The organism is Luteimonas sp. 100069, from assembly GCF_003813845.1.
Classification (GTDB): Bacteria; Pseudomonadota; Gammaproteobacteria; order Xanthomonadales; family Xanthomonadaceae; genus Luteimonas; species Luteimonas chenhongjianii.
The window spans coordinates 866,385-886,167 of sequence record NZ_RPFN01000001.1 but is presented as its reverse complement, the minus strand read 5'-3'; the positions used below and the strand labels follow the sequence as shown (position 1 = coordinate 886,167).

Below are 19,783 nucleotides of genomic sequence, written 5' to 3'. Positions count from 1 at the left end.
CACGCCACCGTGCCCGCCACCCTGCTCGTCACGACGATCGGCGGGGGGACGCGCGGTGCCGGCGGCGGATGCTCAAGCCAAGGTGAAGCGTCTGCTCGAGCAACTGGACCCATCGAACTCCCGCCGCGGCCATTGCCACGTTCGCCCCGCAGATGGCAGCTGCGTTCGATGCCGATTCCCTCCACACCGTTCCAGACACAGATCGAACCGGCCGCCCCAGTCACCTCGCGCGATACGCCGCGGCTCGACCGGAAGCCCCGCATGAGCGTCGTGGTCACGCGGGTCCACCGCGCGCGGGCCAGCCTCGATGCGAGCGTGGCGATCGAGCCGAACGCCGGGGCGCCGGCCTGCAGGTCGTGCCCGCCGCCACGGCGCCCTGACGACCGGGCGGGCGCCCGCTAAGCTGCCGGCATGCAGACTCCCCCGCCCCGCATCCTGTTCAACACGCCCGATATCGAGCTCTGGCCGGCGGATCTGCTGCGCGCGCGCGGCAACCGTGATGCCCGGCTGCTGTCACAGGCCTCGCACGTACTGCGGCGCAAGCGCGACGGGCGCTACCTGGCGGCCGTGGTCGGCACTGGCCTCGCAGGCCTGCTGCCGGGCTGGCAGCGCGGCGTCGATATCGACGCGGCCCTGGACCTGCTCGACGCCGGCCTGCATGCGCCTGCATCGGCAGTGGTGCCCAGCCTGCCTTTGACCGGAGTCGAAACACGGCTGCACGTCCTCGGCCTCGAGGCCGACGCCTACGCATCGCGTACCGGCCTGGCCCTGCTTGCCGAGCCTGCGTGGCTGGCGTTCGCGGGATTCGACCGCTACCGCCGCCCCCTGTGGCTGGATAGCCGCACGACCCGCGCATGGCATGCAATGCGACGCGCGGCGCTGGCGGATGACATCGTGCTCGACGCGGTTTCCGGCTATCGCAGCCACGACTACCAGTTCGCCATCTTCGAGCGCAAGCTCGCGCGCGGCCTCGAGCTGGAGGAGATCGTGGCGGTCAACGCCGCGCCGGGCTACAGCGAGCACCACACCGGAAGCGCGCTCGACATCAGCGCGCCAGGCGAGCCGGCCGCCGAAGCCTCCTTCGAGGCCACCCCCGCGTTCGCGTGGTTGCAGCGACATGCGGCCAGTCATGGTTTCACGATGAGCTATCCGCGCGACAACCCGCACGGCATCGTCTACGAGCCCTGGCACTGGCGGCATCACGCCGCCGCTGGCTGAGCAGCCGAGGCGGCTGCGACCTTCCCCGCCCGCGCCGTCCTGGACTGCGGTCAGCGACGCAGCGCAGCCACTGCCTGCAGCGCCCATCCCAGCATCGTCAACATGCCGCCCCAGGGCGCGTAGAACGCGGGCCCCGCGAACAGGTGCCGCGACACCAGCGCCCCTGTGAACAACAGCGTGCCCAGCAGCAGCATGAGCAGCGAGGTCATCTCGAGCGCGCCACGCACCGCCCGGCCCAGTACGACGAGCACGATGCCGTGCCCGAATGCGAATACGGCCGCGGTCTGCAGCGCGGCCTGCGCGTCGCCACTGGTCGCATGTGAGGCGTAGGCCGACAGGCCCACCGAAAGCCCCGCCAGCAGCGCGCCGGCGGCGACCAGTCCGGCGACGTGACGGGCCGCGCGCGTGAATCCGAATCCCATGCCACTCCTCCAAGGCCGGCGGCTACTGCGAGCTCCCCGGAGCCGGCTGCAAAAGGGGGCCTGAAACGAAACACGCCGCGTCCCGGGGGACGCGGCGTGCGCGATGACACTTCGGGAAGCGACCCTGCTTATTCGGCCGGGGCGGCTTCCTGCGTCGCGTCCGCAGCAGGCGCTGCAGCAGGCGTCGCGTTGGCAGCGGCCGCGGCCTGCGGATCACGCAGCGTCCAGAACACCTCGAACTCGCCGTTCTCGGTGAACGCCGCATCGATGCCGTTGCGGTAGTTCTCGTACGGACGATCGGTGACTTCCAGGCCCTGCGTCAGCGCCCAGGCGCGGACCGCGTTGCGGACATTGTCGAGCTCGGCCATGAAGCCCTTGTAGTCGGCACGAGCGACACGGGCGCGCGGCAGGTAGACCGCCTTCACCGGACCGAGCAGCTCGAGACCGGTCAGCTCCACGGCATCCGTGGTCGGCGCTGCCACCGGCGCGGCAGCCGTCGCATTCTCGCCGTCCGCCCCGTTCTCGCCTTCCGCAGCCGCCGGTGTAGCCGAACCGGCGCCCTTCTTGCGGACCGGCATTGCGATGTCGAAGGTGTAGGTCTCGCGGCCCAGCTCGGTGGTGATCACGCGCAGCGGACCAGCGGACTCGAGGCCGTTCGCTGCCATGGTGCGGTTGATCCACTCCAGGTTCTGCTTCATCGAGTCTTGGATGACCTGGTTGTTGCGTTCCACCGCACCGGCGCTGACCAGCAGCAGGTTCTCGGCCGGGCGATCAGCCGCCGCCAGGTTGGCCAGCGTGCTGCCCTCGGCGCGGTAGTCGACGTTCGGCACCGCGGCGAGCATGTTCGTCAGCCGATCCAGGCCCAGCTTCATGCCGTCACCGACGTTGCGGCTGACGTACAGGCCCGCGAACCGGCCGAGGAGGTCCCAGCCGTAATCGACGTTGTAGGTCTGGGTGATCTCGATGTTGCGGTTGTTGCGGCCCGTCGGACGCAGCTGGAAGATCATGGTCTTGTCGTTGCCCCGGTTCGGGGTTTCCAGCGCGTAGACCACCCGGCTCTGCGGCACGGACTCGGTGATTTCCCAGCTGCCGTCGCCGACGCGCTTGAGACTGGAGCTGTAGTCGATGCGTGCGCCGACACCGGAAACGGGACCGGAAAGCTTGAGCTCCGCGCCCGGGTCGTAGGCGGTGACGGGCGACCAGTCCTTGAAACGCTGGAGGCTGTTGAGCGTATCGAACACGATCGTCTGGCGACGGTTGGTTTCCGCCGACTCGGTCAACGTGCGGCTGGAGGGAAGCAGAACGGCCACCACAAGAAACAGCACGGCGACGATGACGCAAGAGATCAGCAGTTCGAGCAGACGGGTCATTCAGAGTTCTCCAGGACCAGATCCGGCCTGAGGCGGCACAGACCGGCAATCGTATCAAGTTGCGTGGGGGCGAGCGAGTCTATCGATGGATTTTGCAATGGTGTCGAGTGGAAGGGCGACCCACTGGAACACGTGGGTCCCAGCGACTCAGCGCACCTCCCCGGCGATCCGCCGGACACGGTCCGGAAGGAGGCGCCCAGGCGGCGGCTGAGACCGGCTGGAGCGTCCCCCAGGCAATGGCGGGACATCGGCTTGCGCGGCTCCGATCTGTCCGCGACTGCCGCGACAGACCTGCCGTGGCAGCAGAACCCGCGGAACGGTAATTCAAACGGACTGGAGTGCAAAGGCTTTCTTCGGCTTTTGTCGACGGTAGCCCGCTGGCCAACGCGGCCCGGGGCTGCGGGAGGCAGGCCCTCGTCGCGGCGCGCCAGACGCGGGCGAAGTGTCGCGGCCCCGCAGACGAAGGCCCGCCTGCCGGCAGCTACCGCCGGCTCTGCGCGGCCCCGCCGTCCCCCAGCCCGGTCAGACCAGCTGCAGCTCGAAGGCCTTCAGGACAGCCCGGGTCCGGTCGCGCACGCCGAGCTTGGAGAGAATGTTCGAGACGTGATTCTTGATCGTGCCTTCGGCGACGCCCAGGGAGTTGGCGATCTCCTTGTTCGAAAACCCGCCTGCCATCAGGCGCAGGATCTCGGTCTCCCGATCGGTCAACGGATCCGGGCGATCGAGACTGACGAATTCGTTCCGCATCTGCTCAAGTCCGGTGAGCAGGCGCTGGGTCACCGCCGGCTGCACGAGCGATCCGCCACCGGCGACGGTGCGGATCGCGCCCACCAGCTGGTCCAGCGAGACATCCTTGAGCAGGAAGCCCTTGGCACCGGCCTTCAGGCCTGCGAGCACCAGCTGATCGTCGTCGAAGGTGGTCAGGATGATGGTCGGTGGCAACGTGCCGGCCCGGGACAGCGACTGGATCGCTTCCAGGCCGGACATCACCGGCATGCGCATATCCATCAGCACCACGTCCGGCCTGGCCTGCGGAATGGTCTCCACGGCCTGCTTGCCATCGGACGCCTCTGCGACCACTTCGATCCCCCCGTCGAGCGCGAGCAGGGAACGGATGCCCTGGCGGACCAGGGTCTGGTCGTCGACCAGACAGACTCGAATCATGGTGTTTCCCCTTTGTACGGATTCATGCCGGACGCCCCCTGCCCCGGCGCGCAGCATCGCGCAGCCCGGTCGCATCCGCCAGCGGCAATTCCAGACGCAGCACGAAGCCGCGATCGGGCGCGGTTTCGACCTGCAGGCTGCCGCCATAGGCCGCCAGCCGCTCGCGCATGCCGGTCAGACCGTTGCCGGCGCGCGTGACCTCGGCGCCGCGCCCGTCGTCGCGCGCGTCGAGCCGGACCGCATCGGCATCCTGGCTGTAGCGCAGCCGCAGCAGGCTCGCGCCGGAATGGCGCACCGCGTTTGTAATGATCTCCTGGGTACAGCGCAGCAGCACGTGGGCGCGCTCGGGATCGTCGACGACGAACTGCACCGGCAGCTGCATGTCCACCTGCAGGCTGGGCACATGCTCGGCCAGCGGCAGCAGCGTCGCGCGCATGTCGATCGCATCATCGTCGCGCAGCTGGCTCACCGCCTCGCGCACGTCGCTGAGCAGCAGTTTGGCCAGCGTCTGCGCCTGGTTCACATGCTCCTGTGCCTGACCGCTGGCCAGGTGGCTGGCGATCTCGAGATTGAGGCTGAGCGCGGTCAGGTGATGGCCCAGCAGGTCATGCAGCTCGCGCGAGATCCGGGTGCGCTCGTTGACCCGGACGCTCTCGGCCAGCAGCGCCCGCGTCGCCCGCAGCTCGGCATTGAGGCGGCGCTGCTCCTCGCGCGCCTGGGCCTGCTGGCGCGCGACGAAGCCGGTGACGAAGGCGAAGCCGGTGAAGCCGACATACAGCGCCGCCTGCAGCACGGCCTCGACCCAGGTGAAATCGAAACCCCGCACATAGACCGGCACGATCACGAATTCGCAGGCCACCAGCAGCGCCACGCCCACCCAAAGCGGCAGCAGCCATGGCAGCACGCAGGCCACCACCATCAGCAGGATGCTGCCCAGCCCGCTCTGGCTGTAGTAGCTGATTCCGATCGCGCTGCCGGCCAGCAGCAGGACCAGCAGGTGGTCGAAGGCGCGGATCCGGCGCTCGCCGAGGCCGCGCGTGAGCCAGGCGTAGCTCATGCCGAACACGGCCCAGGCCCCCCATGTGGGCCAGCTCTCGATGGCGATCAGCGCGCCGCCCTCTCCCAGGCGCTCGGCCGGCGCCAGCGACAGCATCAGCAGCGGCACGCCGATCACCGCCCAGGTGAACAGGCCGGCGATCCGAAGGAGGCGGTTGTGGTTCAGATGACGGAGCATGCCGGCATGTTAGGCGCATGGCGCCGCCCGGGGACGGGCCTGAAGTCATGCCGGCGGGGCGCGCCCCGGTCGCCCGCCGGACCCTGACATGCAATAATCCTGCCCTGTGCGACGCGCAGCGGCAGGAGCGCCGCGACCGGTCGTCTCGCGCGCCCCCGGTTGTCCCTGGAGTCTGGAATGTCGATCGTCGTCCGCGACGTGCGCGAGCACGAGCTGGATTCCATCCTCGAACTCAACAATGCCGCCGGCCCCTCGATCCTGCCTCTGGACCGGGCGCGCCTCCGCCACCTGCACGACACTGCGGAGTACTTCCGTGTCGCCGAACGCGACGACGCGATGGTCGGGTTCCTGATCGGGTTCGGCGCCGGCAGCGACCACGACAGCAGCAACTTCCGCTGGTTCGAATCGCACCACCCCGATTTCTTCTACATCGACCGCGTCGTCGTCGCCAGCCGCCGTCGCGGCGGCGGTGTCGGTCGCGCGTTCTACGCCGACGTCCAGAGCTACGCGGAAGTCCGCTATCCACTGCTGACCTGCGAAGTGTTCCTCGAGCACGACAACGATCCGGTGCGGCTGTTCCACGGCAGCTTCGGCTTCCGCGAGGTCGGCCAGCACGTGATGCCGGGCACCGAGATCCGCGCCTCGATGCTGGTCAAGGACCTGTGCAGCTACGCCTGGGTACGCGAGACCTATGGCGGCAAGCTGCCCGACGAACCCTGGCTGGGCAAACCCCGCGTGCCAGTCCGCAAATCCGAGGAGTCTGAAGCCTGATGGCGTCCCGCCCCACCCCGCCCGTCGATTTCGAACCGGCCGGCGAACTGAAGATCGGCCAGGTCGGCATCGCCAACCTGCGCGTGCGCACGCTCGACGTCGCGCGCCTTGCCGAAGAGATGCAAAGCCGGGTGTCACGTGCGCCCAAGCTGTTCGACCGCGCCGCGGTGATCCTGGACTTCGGCGGCCTCGCCGAGCTGCCCGACACGCGCACCGCGCGGGCGCTGATCGATGCGCTGCGCGGCGCAGGCGCGCTGCCGGTCGCACTGGCCTGGGGCAGCCCGGCCAACGCCGCGCTCGCCGAAGCACTCGACCTGCCGGTGCTGTCGAAGTTCCGCGCCCAGTACGAAAGTGCCGAAGGAGCGGCGCAGCCGGCCCCGCGCGCCGTGCCGGCCGCGGAATCCGCCCCGGCCCCCGTCCGGCCTGCGCCGTCACCCGCAGCCTCGGCCGAGCCCGGCCTGATCCAGGCCTCGGCAGTACGTTCGGGCCAGCAGCTCTATGCGCAGAACCGCGACCTCACCGTGCTGTCCTCGGTCGGCGCCGGCGCCGAAGTCATCGCCGATGGCTCGATCCACATCTACGGCCCCTTGCGCGGCCGCGCCCTGGCGGGTGCACAGGGGAATGCGATGGCGCGTATCTTCTGCCGCAGCTTCCATGCCGAGCTGGTCGCTGTGGCAGGACACTACAAGGTGCTGGAAGATATTCCCCGCGAACTCCATGGCAAGGCCGTCCAGGTCTGGCTGGAGCATGACGAATTGAAGATCGCCGCACTCGAATGACGGCGACATACCTGGAGATGTGTTTTGGCTGAAATCATCGTGGTCACCTCGGGCAAGGGCGGCGTCGGCAAGACCACCAGCAGCGCGAGCATCGCCATCGGCTTTGCCCGCCAGGGCAAGCGCACGGCGGTCGTCGACTTCGACGTGGGCCTTCGCAATCTCGACCTGATCATGGGCTGCGAGCGCCGGGTGGTGTACGACCTGGTCAACGTCGTGCAGGGCGAGGCATCGCTCAAGCAGGCGCTGATCAAGGACAAGCGCTTCGACAATCTCTACGTGCTGGCAGCGTCGCAGACCCGCGACAAGGACGCGCTGACCAAGGAGGGCGTCGAACGCGTGCTCAAGGAGCTCGCCGATGAAGGCTTCGATTTCATCATCTGCGACTCGCCGGCCGGCATCGAAAAGGGCGCGTTCCTGGCGATGTACTTTGCCGACCGCGCCATCGTCGTGGTCAATCCGGAAGTGTCCTCGGTGCGCGACTCCGACCGCGTCATCGGCCTGCTGCAGTCCAAGACCCGCCGCGCCGAGAACGGCGAGCGCGTGGAGGAACACCTGCTGCTGACCCGTTACAGCCCGGCGCGCGTGGAGACCGGCGAGATGCTGTCGATCACCGACGTGGAGGAAGTGCTGGGCCTGAAGACGATCGGCGTGATTCCGGAGTCCGGCGACGTGCTCAATGCGTCCAACAAGGGCGAGCCGGTGATCCTGGCGAGCGAATCCGCGGCAGGCCAGGCCTACGACGACGCGGTCGCGCGCCTGCTCGGCCAGGAGCGCCCGATGCGCTTCACCACCACCGAGAAAAAGGGCTTCTTCAGCAAGCTGTTTGGAGGCTGATCATGGGTATGTTCGATTTCCTCAGGCCGAAGAAGAACACCGCGTCGATCGCCAAGGACCGCTTGCGCATCATCGTCGCGCAGGAGCGGACCAGCCGCGGCGCGCCGGACTATCTGCCGCTGCTGCAGCGCGAGCTGCTCGAGGTGATCCGCAAGTACGTCAGTATCGACGTCGACGCGGTCAAGGTGGATCTGGTCAAGGACGGCGACCACGACGTGCTCGACATCTCGGTCGCGCTGCCCGAAGAGCGTACGGCGCCCGCTTGAGCGGGACCGTGGATCCGGCTCACGGCATCGACGGCGCGGATGCGGGCGCAGCCGTGCTGCGCCTGGCCGACATCGGCTTCGACGCGCCCACGGCCCTGCTCGCGCGCTACGGACTTGCGCTGCGGCGCGTGCCCGACGGCGCTCCGATTCCCGGCAGCTACTGGGGCGCGCCGGAGGCCGGGATCATCGGCCACGAGGTCCATGCCCGAGGCGACACGCCCGTGCATTCGCTGTTGCACGAAGCGGGCCATCTGATCGTGTTGCCGGCCGAGCGTCGCGCAGAGGTGCATACCGACGCGACCGATTCGGTCGAGGAGGAAGATGCGACCTGCTATCTGCAGATCGTGCTCGCCGACGCGCTGCCGGGTGTCGGACGCGCGCGGCTGATGGCCGACATGGACGCCTGGGGCTACACCTTCCGCCTGGGCTCGGCGCGGGCGTGGTTCGAGTGCGACGCCGAAGACGCACGTGCCTGGCTGCTGGCGCGCGGCCTGTTGCCGGACTGATCGCGCATCCGGTCGGCGGCGCGCAGCCGTCGCCTGCGTACAGTGGCGCCTTCCGTCACTTGCGGCACCTCCGGCGCCGCACTAGCCTCCCGGTACCCCAGTCGACCGGAAGCCGTCCGATGATCCATCGCCATGCCCTGCTCGCCCTGGCGGTCGCCGCGAGCCTGACGCTCGCCGGCTGCAACCGCACCGCCTCCCCCGATGCCGGCACGACGGCCACGGACACCACGACGCCGGGCGACGAAACCGCCGACCAGTTCATCGCCCGGGTCAACGAGGAACTGCGCGCCCTGATGCCGGAGCTGACCGCCTCGCAGTGGCTGTCGGCGACCTACATCAACGACGACAGCCAGCTGCTCGCGGCCAAGTACAACGAGCGCTACCTGGCCCAGCTCAATGAGTGGATCGAGCAGGCGCGCCGGTTCGAGGGTCAACAGATGACGCCCGAAACCGCTCGGGCGATCAACCTGCTCAAGCTCGGCGCCGCGATGCCGCCGCCCCGCGATCCCGAACACCTCGCCGAGCTGACGAAGATCGCCTCGAAGATGGAAGGCACCTACGGCGCGGGCCAGTACTGCACCGGCGAGGGCGAGGCGCGCAGCTGCCGCCAGCTCGGCGAGCTCGAGGACGTACTGCGCAGCAGCCGCGATTACGACGCCCAACTCGATGCGTGGCAGGGCTGGCATACGATCGCCCAGCCGATGCGCGCCGACTACACGCGCTTCGTCGAACTGGTCAACGAGGGCGCACGCGACCTCGGTTTCGCCGATGCCGGCGAGGCCTGGCGCTCGGGTTACGACATGCCGCCTGCCGAGCTCGCCGCGGAGACCGACCGCCTCTGGGGCCAGGTCAAACCACTCTACGAGCAGCTGCACTGCTACACCCGCGCGCGCCTGGACGCGCGCTACCCCGGCCGCGGCACGGTCGACGGCGGCCTGCTGCCGGCGCACCTGATGGGCAACATGTGGCAGCAGGATTGGGGCAACCTGTGGGACATCCTCCAGCCCTACCCGGCTGCCGGCAGCCTCGACGTGACCGGTGCGCTGGAGAAGAACTACCAGACCCTGCTCAACGAACGGATGGTCAGGGAGAACGCGCTGATCGACTCGGATCGTCGCGCCGATGTCGCCCATGCGGCGAAGCTCGAGAACGCAAAGCGCATGAACCAGCGCGCCGAGGACTTCTATGTATCGCTCGGCATGCCGAAGCTGCCGGAGAGCTTCTGGACCAAGACCCAGTTCATCAAGCCGCGCGACCGGGATGTCGTCTGCCACGCCAGCGCCTGGGACATGAACATGGCCGGCGACGTGCGCACGAAGATGTGCACCAAGCCCAACGAGGAAGACTTCACCACGATCTACCACGAGCTGGGCCACATCTATTACGACCTGGCCTACAACAGCCAGCCGCCGCTGTTCCAGGGCGGCGCGCACGACGGTTTCCACGAGGCCATCGGCGACACCGTGGTGCTTGCGATGACCCCGCAGTACCTGCAGACGATCGGCCTGGTCGGCGAACAGCAGCAGACCCAGGAATCGCTGGTCAATTCGCAGATGCGCATGGCGCTGGCCAAGGTATCGTTCCTGCCGTTCGGGCTGATGATCGACCGCTGGCGCTGGGGCGTGTTCGACGGTTCGATCACGCCCGACAACTACAACGCCGCGTGGTGGTCGCTCAAGGCGCAGTACCAGGGCGCCGCCCCGCCGAGCCCGCGCGGCGAGGAGTTCTTCGACGCAGGCGCGAAGTACCACGTACCGGGCAACACGCCCTACACGCGCTACTTCCTGTCGCACGTGCTGCAGTTCCAGTTCTACAAGGCGCTGTGCGATGCGGCCGGCCACACCGGGCCGCTGTACGAGTGCAGCTTCTACGGCAACAAGGCGGCGGGCGAGAAGTTCTGGGCGATGCTCCAGAAGGGCAACAGCCAGCCGTGGCAGCAGACGCTCAAGGAACTGACCGGCGAGGAGCGGATGGACGCCGCCCCCGTGCTCGAATACTTCGCGCCGCTGCAGGCCTGGCTCGCCCAGCAGAACGAAGGCCGGACCTGCGGCTGGACCGCGCCTGCCGCTGCGCAGTCGCCCGCAGCCCCTGCCGCCTCGCAGCCGGCTGCGGAGACGCCGCCTCGCGGCTGACGCCGGAGAACAGGAACTCGGGGCCGGCGCATAGCCGGCCCTTTTTTTTTGCCTTCCCGGGCGGAGGCCGCGGCCACCTCGATGGCGCGGCATCGACCGAAGCTGCACCATGCCCACGCCACTGCACGGCTGCTCCGCTGCAGTCGGCGCTGCTCACTCGGGCCAGCCATGCGCGGCGCGCGGATCAGCCGTGCCGCCCTGCCCGGTACGAATGCGACGCGCCACCAATCAGACCACCCGCCGACCGCGGCCACGTGTCGCGGGATGACCGGCGCCCCAGGTCGGAACTGTCTACATCTGGTCGGTGGGCTCGAGCGATGCCGGTTCACGCGGACAGGCCGGTGCGCGCGTGCCGCGCGAAAGCTCCCAGCGCCAGAACATCCAGCCAACCAGCATGAACGCGGCCGAGGTCGCGGCGAGCAGCAGCGGCTGGTGGCTGACGAGCGGAGACAGCAGACCGGCGACTACGGCATTGAGCACCAGGCCGGTGAAGGCCTGCAGCGACGAGGCCGACCCGCGCTGGCGCGGATACATGTCCAGGATCGCCAGGGTCAGGATCGGGAAGGTCAGCGCGATGCCGAAGGCATTGAGCAGGGCGGGCATGACCGCCCACGGCACGGCGGGCTGGTCGACCAGCAGGTTGTAGGCGACATTCAATGCCACCGCGACGCCGCTGCAGGCGAAGCCGATGTTCGCCAGCCGCGTGCCGGTGATGCGTCCGGCCGCGCGTCCCGAGACCCATGAGCCGAGCATCATGCCGCTGACCATCGGCACGAAGAACCAGCCGAACTGGCGTTCGTTGAGCCCCAGCACATCGACGACGAATACCGGTGTCGAGGCGATGTACAGGAACAGCGCCGAGAAATTGAATGCACCGGCCGCGGCGAGGCGCTGGAAGCGGCCGTTGGTGACGATCGCCACGTAGTCGCGCAGCAGCCGCCGCGGCGCGAGCGAAATGCGGTGTTCGCGCGGGTGGGTTTCCGGCAACCAGAGCCAGACCACGACCAGCAGCACCAGCGAGAACGCCACGAGGAACCAGAAGATCAGCGGCCAGCGGCCCCAGCCCAGCAGCCAGCCGCCGATGATCGGCGCGATCGCGGGCGCGATGCTGAAGATCATCATGACCTGGCTCATCAGCCGCTGCGCATCGTCGCCCTGCAGCACATCGCGGATCACCGCGCGCCCGACGATCAGACCGACACCCGCCGATAGCCCCTGCAGCGCGCGGAATGCCAGCAACGTGACCAGGTCGGTCGACAGCGCGCAGCCCACCGAGGCGAGCACGAACACCACCAGGCCGCCGAGAATCACCGCGCGCCGGCCGATGGCATCCGACAGCGGCCCATGGACGATGCTCATCAGCGCATAGGCGATCAGGTAGACGGCGATCGTCTGCTGCATGGCTGCAGGATCCGCGTCGAGATCGCGGCCCATGGCCGGGAACGCCGGAAAGATCGTGTCGATCGAGAACGGTCCGAACATCGCCAGACCTGCCAGCAGCAGAGCCAGTGTGCGGATCGACGGCATGCGGGGCTGCCTCACGCGGCCACCCGCCATGCGCTTGCGGGGGCAGCTGCCGCGGAGGGGGAGGACGCGACGGCGGCGGCGGTACAACAGGATTCGGACATGGGGACCCCGGCAGACGTCCGTATTCACGGACCGTTCGCGGCGCAGGCGCCGCACGGAAGCGCGACATCATAGGCGGGTCCATGCGCACGCCCCGGCAACGACGCGTTCCGCCGGCCGACGGGCACGCGCGGGGGCGCAGGGGCCCGGTATAATGCGCCGTGTATGCAGTGGGAGAAGCGGGCGCTCCTCGTGAGCGTCCCTGCCGTAGGCGCAACCGCCCGGAATCGCTCAGGCCCAGTACCGCTGCAGCGGCAACACTCTGGAGAGACCGGAGGCCCGTAGGGGCACACCCGGCGCCGAAGGGGCACGAAGCACATCGCTTCCAAACTCTCAGGCAAAAGGACAGAGGGGCACGCGGAAGACCGGCGGTCTTGCGCCAGCGTCGACCCGAGTGGATCGACACGGGCGTGCGCCGGCACTCCATTGCCCCGCACATTCCGGATGCCCGCCATGACCGCCGTCTCCCTGCGCGACCTCGAACACTCCTCGGCCTTCGTCGAGCGCCATATCGGCCCCAACGACGCCGAGATCGCCCACATGCTCGAGGTCGTCGGCCACGAATCGCTCGATGCGATGACCGACGCGATCGTGCCTGCCACGATCGCCTCGCGTGCGCCGCTGGCCCTGCCCGACGCGATGACCGAAGTCGATGCGCTGGCGAAGATCCGCGGCGTGGCCAAGCGGAACACCGTGCTGCGCAGCGTCATCGGCCAGGGCTATTACGGCACCCACACGCCCAACGTCATCCTGCGCAACATCCTCGAGAATCCGGCCTGGTACACGGCCTACACGCCGTATCAGGCGGAGATCTCGCAGGGCCGCATGGAAGCGCTGATCAACTTCCAGACCATGGTCACCGACCTGACCGGCATGGACATCGCCAATGCCTCGCTGCTGGACGAGGCGACCGCAGCCGCCGAGGCGATGACGCTGGCCAAGCGTTCGGCGAAGTCGAAGTCCAACGTGTTCTTCGTCGCCGATGACCTGCATCCGCAGACGCTCGACGTGCTGCGCACCCGGGCCGATGGCCTGGGCATCGAGCTGCTGGTCGGTCCGGCGGCCGACGCCAGGGACGCTGAGAGCTATGGCGTGCTGCTGCAGTACCCCAACACCTTCGGCCGCATCGACGACCATTCGGCCGTGGCCGAGGCCGTGCATGCGCGCGGCGGCATCGTTGCGGTGGCGACCGATCTGCTGGCCCTGACCCTGATCCAGGCACCGGGCCGCTGGGGCGCCGACATCGTCGTCGGCAATACCCAGCGCTTCGGCGTGCCGTTCGGCTTCGGCGGCCCGCATGCCGGCTTCATGGCCTGCCGCGATGCCTACAAGCGCTCGATGCCGGGCCGCCTGATCGGCGTGTCGGTCGACGCGGACGGCAACCAGGCCTACCGCCTGACGCTGCAGACCCGCGAGCAGCACATCCGCCGCGAGAAGGCGACCTCCAACATCTGTACCGCGCAGGTGCTGCTGGCCGTGATGGCCTCGATGTACGCGGTCTACCACGGTCCGGATGGACTGACCCGCATCGCCCGCCGTACGCACCGCTTCGCCTCGATCCTCGCTGCCGCACTCGGCAAGGCCGGCGCGACGGTTGGCGATGCGTTCTTCGATACGCTGCACGTGAGCGGCGTCGATGCCGATGCACTTCACGCCAGCGCGTGCGCAGCCGGCTTCAACCTGCGCGCGATCGACGCGTCCTCGGTCGGCATCAGCCTCGACGAGACCACGACCCGCGATGAAGTCGTCGCGCTCGCCAAGCTGTTCGGCGCGGAGGCCGACATCGAGGCACTGGACGCCGAGACCGCCGATGCGCTGCCGCAGGCACTCGCACGCGACACGCAGTTCCTGACCCACCCGGTGTTCAATACCCACCACAGCGAACACGAACTGCTGCGCTACATGCGCATGCTGGCCGACCGCGACCTGGCGATGGACCGCACGATGATCCCGCTGGGCTCGTGCACGATGAAGCTCAACGCCACCGCCGAGATGATCCCGGTCACCTGGCCGGAGTTCGCCAACATCCATCCGCTGGCGCCGGCCGACCAGACCGTCGGCTACAGCGAGCTGATCGACGGACTCGAGGCGATGCTGGTCGAGATCACCGGCTACGACGCGGTGAGCTTCCAGCCGAACTCAGGCGCGCAGGGCGAGTTCGCCGGCCTGCTCGCGATCCGCGCCTACCAGAAGGCGCAGGGCCAGGGCCATCGCGACATCTGCCTGATTCCCGAGTCGGCGCACGGCACCAATCCGGCATCGGCGCAGATGGTCGGCATGACCGTGGTGGTCACCCGCTGCGACAAGGACGGCAACGTCGACATCGACGACATCCGCGCCAAGGCCGAGAAGTATTCGGATCGCCTGGCCGCGATCATGATCACCTACCCCTCCACGCACGGCGTGTTCGAGGAGGATGTGGTCGCGATCTGCGACATCGTCCACCAGCACGGCGGCCAGGTGTACACCGACGGCGCCAACATGAACGCCCTCGTCGGCGTGGCCAAGCCCGGCAAGTGGGGTTCTGACGTCTCCCATCTGAATCTGCACAAGACCTTCTGCATTCCGCACGGCGGCGGCGGCCCGGGCGTCGGCCCGTGCGCGGTCAAGTCGCACCTTGCGCCCTACCTGCCGCGCGCGCTCGGCGGCGACGGCGAGGTCGGCATGGTCTCGGCGGCGACCTTCGGTTCGGCGTCGATCCTGCCGATCAGCTGGATGTACATCGCGATGATGGGCGCTGCCGGCCTGCGCCGCGCGACCCAGGTTGCGCTGCTCAACGCCAATTACGTGGCCAAGCGCCTGGCGCCGCACTTCCCCACGCTCTACACCGGCCGCAATGGCCTGGTCGCGCACGAGTGCATTCTCGACCTGCGCCCGATCAAGGACGCGACCGGGATCAGCGCCGAGGACGTGGCCAAGCGCCTGATCGACTTCGGCTTCCACGCGCCGACGCTGAGCTTCCCGGTCTCGGGCACCTTGATGGTCGAGCCGACCGAGAGCGAGTCGCTGCACGAACTCGACCGCTTCATCGACGCGATGATCCAGATCCGCGGCGAGATCCGCAGCATCGAGGAGGGTCGTCTCGACCGCGAGGACAACCCGCTCAAGCACGCCCCCCACACCGCGATGCAGGTCACCGCTAGCGAGTGGACCCACAGCTATCCGCGCGAACTGGCCGCGTTTCCGCTCGCGACGCTGCGCCACACCAAGTACTGGCCGCCGGTCGCGCGCGTCGACAACGTGCACGGCGACAAGAACGTGTTCTGCAGCTGCATTCCGGTGGGCTCGCCGGAAGAGGAACCCGAGGCCTTCAGCGAGCCTGACGTCGTCTGACGGCTTCGGGCAGGGGCGCGGCGACTGCGCCGCGTCACCTGCCGGCCACTGGCCCGGCGCGTCCGGGTCGTTTGGCCGACTGGCCTGCCGTCCGGATGCCACGCCGTGGCGGGCTCCGCCCCCGCGGCGCTGCCGCACTCCGGTGTCCGGCATGAGCACGCCTGCGCTGCGACCCCTTACGCCGCTTCCTTCCACGCGGCCGGACGCGAGCACGCACGCCGCCGCTCCCCAGCATGCATCACCTCGGCTTTGCGCCGCGCCGTGAGCCAGCAGCCGCTGCGCCGCACCTGGGGACACTCCAGAAACCGGGTCAAGCAAGCGGATCTCCGATGCGGGCGCCGCCCGGCGAGGGCTCGTGGTCCGCAATCGGCATGCCCGGGTGGAGGGGCACGGACACAGACAACCAGCGGTGAACCGTTGGGGAGCATCCATCGATCCACGTCGGCGCCGGGACATTGCACGCGCCCGAGACAGTAGCCGCTGATCAGTCAGCCTTACCCGCCTGCAGCGTCATCGACGCCAGCAGTGCGTCGATCGCCATCGGCCGGCCGAGGTGATAGCCCTGCGCCTGGTCGCAGCCGTGCGCCCGCAGCCATTCGAGCTGTCCCGCCTCCTCGACGCCTTCGGCGATGATCGACAGGCCCAGCCCATGTCCGAGCGCGATCATCGCCCGGCAGATCGCCGCACTGCGGGAGTCGCGGGTCACGTCGCGGACGAAGCCACGATCGATCTTCAGATGATCCAGCGGGAGTTCGCGGAGGTAGGCCATGCTCGAAAACCCGGTACCGAAGTCGTCGAGCGACAGGCACAACCCCGCCTCCCGCAGGGCGCCCATCAGTGAGCGTGCATCTTCGGGATGGCGCAACAGGACGCTCTCGGTCAACTCCAGATGCAGCGCATGCGCGGGCAGCTTGTGGCGCTCGAACAGGCGGCGGATCGCGTCGGCCGACATGCCGGCCTCGAACTGCACGGCCGAGACGTTCACCGCGATCGCCACGTCGCCATGTCCGGCCGCGTCCAGCCGGCTATGCAGGCGTGCGGATTCCTCGAGCACCCAGGTGCCGATCGGCACGATCAGCCCGGACTCCTCGCACAGCGGGATGAACTGTGCCGGAGGCACGAAGCTGCCGTCGCCCTGGCGCCAGCGCAACAGGGCTTCGAGCGCGACGACACGTCCCCGGGCCAGATCGAAGATCGGCTGGAAGTGCAGTTCGAACTCGCGATGCTCATGCGCCTGGCGCAGCTGGCGCACCATCGCCAGCCGCCCCGTCGCCTGTTCGGCCATCGCGGCGCTGTAGGGAACGACCTGCAGGTTCTCGCGCCGCGCGTGCAGCGAGGCGAGCGCCGCATTGCCGATGACCTTCTCGGCGCCGCCGTCCTCGCACGTGCCGATTGCCAGACCGATCCATGCGCCCAGCGGGAACGTGCCGCCTTCCGCCTCGACGGGCCGGCCGATGGCGTCCACGAGCGCTGCGACCATCGCGTCCATTTGGCCCGGATCGAGCGCGGCGATGACGAAGGTCTGCGATGGCAGGTAGCCACTGATCCCGCAGTCCTCGGCCACGCGACGGAAGCGTGCGGCCACTTCGCACAGGATGCTTTCGCCAGCGCGCCGGCCCTGCGTCGGCGCAACCAGTTCGAGATCGCGCAACTGCAGGTAGGCCACCGCGAACCCATTGCCCGCCTTTGCCGCGCAATGCGCGTCCAGCTGCTCGGCCAGTGCAGGCAGGTTGAGCATGCCGGTGGTGACGTCATGGCTGGCGCGCCAGGCCAGGGCCCGCTCGTAGCTCGCCTGTGCACCGATGTCTTCGGCGAGTACCAGACGCGCCTGCCGGCCGTCGAGCTCGATCGTGCGTGCATGCATGCGCACTTCGACGAGGCGCCCGTCGCGCGCCTTCAGGAGCCAGTTCCGTTGCAACCCGTCCGGCCCTCCCCCGTCCAGCAGCACCTCGCGACCGGCCGCATGGTCCTGCGGCGCGAGCAGATGGATGACCGAAAGATTCCGCAGGTCTTCGCGGCTGTAACCATAGGTGTCGACCGCCGCTTCGTTGACCGCCAGGAACCGCAGATCCTCGAGATCGTAGACCCATGAGGGCAACGGGTTGCGCTCGAACAGATGACGGAACTGCTGCTCCGCAAGCGCCATGCGCGACTGTGCGTCGCGGCGTTCGGTGATGTCGGTGACCGTCCCCGTCATCACCGCCCCGCCGCGGTCGTTGATGGTCGCGCCACGTGCCTTCAGCCAGCGCATGCCGCCGTCGGGGAGACAGACACGATATTCCTGCGCAAACGGCAACCCGTCCTTCTGCAGGGCCAGGAGTTCGCAGCGCACCCGCTCCCGGTCGTCTTCGTGGAGACGGTCGAAGAGTGCTTCGAACGGCACGTGACCTTCCCGGCGCTCCAGGCCGAAAAGCGCTGCCATCTCCTCGGTGACGCGCACATGCTCCGCACCTGGAGACAACCGCCATACCCCGGTCGCCGACGCCAGCTGCGCCTGCTGAAGCCAGTCCGCCTGCTCGGCAACCGCTGCGGCCAGGCCCACCTGAGCCCGCTCGTCCCGGCGCGCGCGGCGCAGAACGACAGCGAATCCGAGCCAGTAGAACCCTGCAATGCCCAGCGCTGCGGCCGAGTACAGACGCCATGGTGCGAGCGCTTCGTGCAGCCCGATGCCCGCGCTGACGACAAAGGGATACTCACTGTTGCCACTGAAGGTGAAGGCCCGTCTGATACCGTCAAGCGGACTCACCCATTCGTCGATCAGTCGGCCATCGCCGTGGGCGAGCTGGCCGGGGAGTTCGACCTGCCGCCCCACGTGTCGGCCCTCTCCGAACCGGGCCAGGACCACACCGTCACGCGTGTAGACCGTCGCGCTGCCATCGCGCCCGATATCGAGCGCGTTGACCATCCACTCCAGCTCGCGGGTCCGGAACATCGCGACCAGCCAGCCCCCGTCCGCCATCCGCATTGCCAGAGGCAGCAGCCATTCGCCGGAATGCCGCAGCAGCGGACCCGCGGTCAACGGCGCGGTTCCCGGCGCCAGGGTCGCGAGCCACTCGGCGACCTGCTCCCGAGCGCCCGGATACGCCGCACCGGTGGTGCCCGCGTTGCCGGTGCTGCCGTAGACCACGATGCGTTCGATCTCGTCGTGCCGGGCGACCACGGCGTTGATCGAGAATTCGAGGTGCGTCGCGGCGAGATCGTCGGCACGTTCGCCGAAGAACGCGCGCTCGGCGGCGATCCCCTCCATTGCCCGCTCGAGGTTCCGCATTTCGTAGTAGACCGGGCGATCGATTCCGTTGGCCAGCGCCACACTCTGGCGGAATGCGGCTTCCAGACGCGCCTGCCGATCGAACAGCATCAGGGCGCCGAGCCCGATCATGAGCACCAGGCCAAGCCAGAGGCCGATGTTGCGTATCGCGCGCACCGAGCGCATGCGCCTGGTGGTCAGTTGCGGTTCGCTCACCTGTCGGCCGCTCCGTACAACAGTCTTGGCCCCATATTGCCTCCCAACCCGACCGCGTGCCATCTGCAGCGCTCCGCGCCCCGCGCCGCGCCAGAGATCGGTTGGAACATCGATGCATCGTCATCGCACTCCGCTGCGGCGTTCACGGCCTTTTACCCGGAAAACCGTCATGGTCGGTCCACTTCCAGGCAGGGACATGTCATGTCGAAAAACCACGCGCCCCCCGGCCCGAACTCCGACAAGCCCCCGCAGACCGCCAATGTGGGCGTCAACGATCGCAAGGCCTCCAAGGCGGACGACTACGCCCACGACAACAATCGCTCGGGCGAGGGAAACGACGCATCGCTGACCAGTGGGCCGGCCTTCGAGCGCCGCGTACATGCCGATGGCTCGGTCAGCGGCGCCCCGCCGGAGATCGACGACGAGACCTCCGGCGAAGTCAATGCGGAACAGGGAAAAAGCGCCGCTACTCCGGCGCGCAAGGGCCCGGCTGGCGCGAGCTGAGCGGTCGCACCCGTGCCGCGGGTCGATGGCGGCCAGCGCGCCTCAGGAACGCGTCCGAAGGGAATCGGAATACGGCACTGCGACTACCTGCATGTCCGCGTGGCCGGTACCGTGAGCCGTGCGCGCTCAGAAACAGTCCACGCGCTTCGGCGGCGACAAAA

The 19,783-nt window shown here is 68.6% G+C and carries 15 protein-coding genes and 1 riboswitch; of the genes, 9 read left to right on the top strand and 6 right to left on the bottom strand.

Annotation, left to right across the window (positions count from 1 at the left end):
- Positions 1 to 411: 411 nt before the first annotated feature.
- Positions 412 to 1,218 (top strand): M15 family metallopeptidase, encoded by an 807-nt coding sequence (locus tag EGK76_RS03870; RefSeq protein WP_123831708.1) that lies wholly within the window; start codon positions 412 to 414, stop codon positions 1,216 to 1,218.
- A gap of 50 nt (positions 1,219 to 1,268) precedes the next feature.
- On the opposite strand, the gene EGK76_RS03865 is transcribed toward EGK76_RS03870, so the two are convergent.
- From EGK76_RS03865 to EGK76_RS03850, 4 genes are all read right to left on the bottom strand, one after another.
- On the bottom strand, positions 1,269 to 1,640 hold the full coding sequence (locus EGK76_RS03865) for a DUF423 domain-containing protein (protein WP_123831707.1): 372 nt from the start codon (positions 1,638 to 1,640) through the stop codon (positions 1,269 to 1,271).
- Between the two features lie 128 nt (positions 1,641 to 1,768).
- Positions 1,769 to 3,010, bottom strand: coding sequence for a polyketide cyclase (locus EGK76_RS03860; protein WP_233580148.1), 1,242 nt, complete (start codon positions 3,008 to 3,010; stop codon positions 1,769 to 1,771).
- A 522-nt stretch (positions 3,011 to 3,532) separates the two neighbouring features.
- Complete coding sequence (locus tag EGK76_RS03855) at positions 3,533 to 4,174, bottom strand: response regulator transcription factor (protein ID WP_096299023.1); 642 nt, start codon at positions 4,172 to 4,174, stop codon at positions 3,533 to 3,535.
- A gap of 22 nt (positions 4,175 to 4,196) precedes the next feature.
- Entirely contained in the window at positions 4,197 to 5,408 is a 1,212-nt protein-coding gene (locus EGK76_RS03850; protein ID WP_096299024.1) for a sensor histidine kinase, read from the bottom strand.
- 177 nt (positions 5,409 to 5,585) lie between these two features.
- Between EGK76_RS03850 and EGK76_RS03845 the strand changes: the two genes are divergently transcribed.
- The 6 genes from EGK76_RS03845 (at position 5,586) to EGK76_RS03820 (ending at position 10,696) form a co-directional block, all read left to right on the top strand.
- On the top strand, positions 5,586 to 6,179 hold the full coding sequence (locus EGK76_RS03845; protein WP_123831706.1) for a GNAT family N-acetyltransferase: 594 nt from the start codon (positions 5,586 to 5,588) through the stop codon (positions 6,177 to 6,179).
- Positions 6,179 to 6,958, top strand: coding sequence for a septum site-determining protein MinC (gene minC, locus EGK76_RS03840; protein ID WP_096299027.1), 780 nt, complete (start codon positions 6,179 to 6,181; stop codon positions 6,956 to 6,958). Before EGK76_RS03845 ends, minC begins: the two co-directional genes overlap by 1 nt.
- A gap of 24 nt (positions 6,959 to 6,982) precedes the next feature.
- Positions 6,983 to 7,792, top strand: a complete 810-nt coding sequence (gene minD / locus EGK76_RS03835; protein ID WP_096299028.1) for a septum site-determining protein MinD — start codon at positions 6,983 to 6,985, stop codon at positions 7,790 to 7,792.
- A gap of 2 nt (positions 7,793 to 7,794) precedes the next feature.
- Positions 7,795 to 8,058: a cell division topological specificity factor MinE gene (gene minE / locus EGK76_RS03830; RefSeq protein ID WP_096299029.1), complete on the top strand. Its 264-nt coding sequence runs from the start codon at positions 7,795 to 7,797 to the stop codon at positions 8,056 to 8,058.
- A gap of 26 nt (positions 8,059 to 8,084) precedes the next feature.
- Complete coding sequence (locus EGK76_RS03825; protein WP_123832058.1) at positions 8,085 to 8,564, top strand: hypothetical protein; 480 nt, start codon at positions 8,085 to 8,087, stop codon at positions 8,562 to 8,564.
- A gap of 119 nt (positions 8,565 to 8,683) precedes the next feature.
- On the top strand, positions 8,684 to 10,696 hold the full coding sequence (locus EGK76_RS03820; RefSeq protein WP_123831705.1) for a M2 family metallopeptidase: 2,013 nt from the start codon (positions 8,684 to 8,686) through the stop codon (positions 10,694 to 10,696).
- 291 nt (positions 10,697 to 10,987) lie between these two features.
- Here EGK76_RS03820 and EGK76_RS03815 read toward each other — a convergent pair whose 3' ends face one another.
- Positions 10,988 to 12,223 (bottom strand): multidrug effflux MFS transporter, encoded by a 1,236-nt coding sequence (locus EGK76_RS03815; RefSeq protein ID WP_123831704.1) that lies wholly within the window; start codon positions 12,221 to 12,223, stop codon positions 10,988 to 10,990.
- A gap of 351 nt (positions 12,224 to 12,574) precedes the next feature.
- Positions 12,575 to 12,681, top strand: a riboswitch (glycine riboswitch).
- Positions 12,682 to 12,766: 85 nt separating this feature from the next.
- Here EGK76_RS03815 and gcvP point away from each other — a divergent pair.
- A complete protein-coding gene (gcvP, locus tag EGK76_RS03810) occupies positions 12,767 to 15,655 on the top strand; it encodes an aminomethyl-transferring glycine dehydrogenase (protein WP_123831703.1) in 2,889 nt (962 codons plus the stop codon).
- Between the two features lie 484 nt (positions 15,656 to 16,139).
- Here the strand turns inward: gcvP and EGK76_RS03805 are convergent, their stop codons facing one another.
- Positions 16,140 to 19,118: an EAL domain-containing protein gene (locus EGK76_RS03805; RefSeq protein ID WP_158613442.1), complete on the bottom strand. Its 2,979-nt coding sequence runs from the start codon at positions 19,116 to 19,118 to the stop codon at positions 16,140 to 16,142.
- Positions 19,119 to 19,319: 201 nt separating this feature from the next.
- On the opposite strand from EGK76_RS03805, the gene EGK76_RS03800 reads away from it, so the two are divergent.
- A complete protein-coding gene (locus EGK76_RS03800; RefSeq protein ID WP_123831701.1) occupies positions 19,320 to 19,622 on the top strand; it encodes a hypothetical protein in 303 nt (100 codons plus the stop codon).
- The last annotated feature ends 161 nt before the right edge of the window (positions 19,623 to 19,783 follow it).

What these genes read in the sequence shown, in the direction of transcription:
- EGK76_RS03870 (WP_123831708.1), top strand. Translation starts at nt 412, where the DNA reads ATGCAGACTCCCCCGCCCCGCATCCTGTTCAACACGCCCGATATCGAG.
- EGK76_RS03865 (WP_123831707.1), bottom strand. Translation starts at nt 1,640, where the DNA reads ATGGGATTCGGATTCACGCGCGCGGCCCGTCACGTCGCCGGACTGGTC.
- EGK76_RS03860 (WP_233580148.1), bottom strand. Translation starts at nt 3,010, where the DNA reads ATGACCCGTCTGCTCGAACTGCTGATCTCTTGCGTCATCGTCGCCGTG.
- EGK76_RS03855 (WP_096299023.1), bottom strand. Translation starts at nt 4,174, where the DNA reads ATGATTCGAGTCTGTCTGGTCGACGACCAGACCCTGGTCCGCCAGGGC.
- EGK76_RS03850 (WP_096299024.1), bottom strand. Translation starts at nt 5,408, where the DNA reads ATGCTCCGTCATCTGAACCACAACCGCCTCCTTCGGATCGCCGGCCTG.
- EGK76_RS03845 (WP_123831706.1), top strand. Translation starts at nt 5,586, where the DNA reads ATGTCGATCGTCGTCCGCGACGTGCGCGAGCACGAGCTGGATTCCATC.
- minC (WP_096299027.1), top strand. Translation starts at nt 6,179, where the DNA reads ATGGCGTCCCGCCCCACCCCGCCCGTCGATTTCGAACCGGCCGGCGAA.
- minE (WP_096299029.1), top strand. Translation starts at nt 7,795, where the DNA reads ATGGGTATGTTCGATTTCCTCAGGCCGAAGAAGAACACCGCGTCGATC.
- EGK76_RS03820 (WP_123831705.1), top strand. Translation starts at nt 8,684, where the DNA reads ATGATCCATCGCCATGCCCTGCTCGCCCTGGCGGTCGCCGCGAGCCTG.
- EGK76_RS03815 (WP_123831704.1), bottom strand. Translation starts at nt 12,223, where the DNA reads ATGCCGTCGATCCGCACACTGGCTCTGCTGCTGGCAGGTCTGGCGATG.
- gcvP (WP_123831703.1), top strand. Translation starts at nt 12,767, where the DNA reads ATGCCCGCCATGACCGCCGTCTCCCTGCGCGACCTCGAACACTCCTCG.
- EGK76_RS03800 (WP_123831701.1), top strand. Translation starts at nt 19,320, where the DNA reads ATGTCGAAAAACCACGCGCCCCCCGGCCCGAACTCCGACAAGCCCCCG.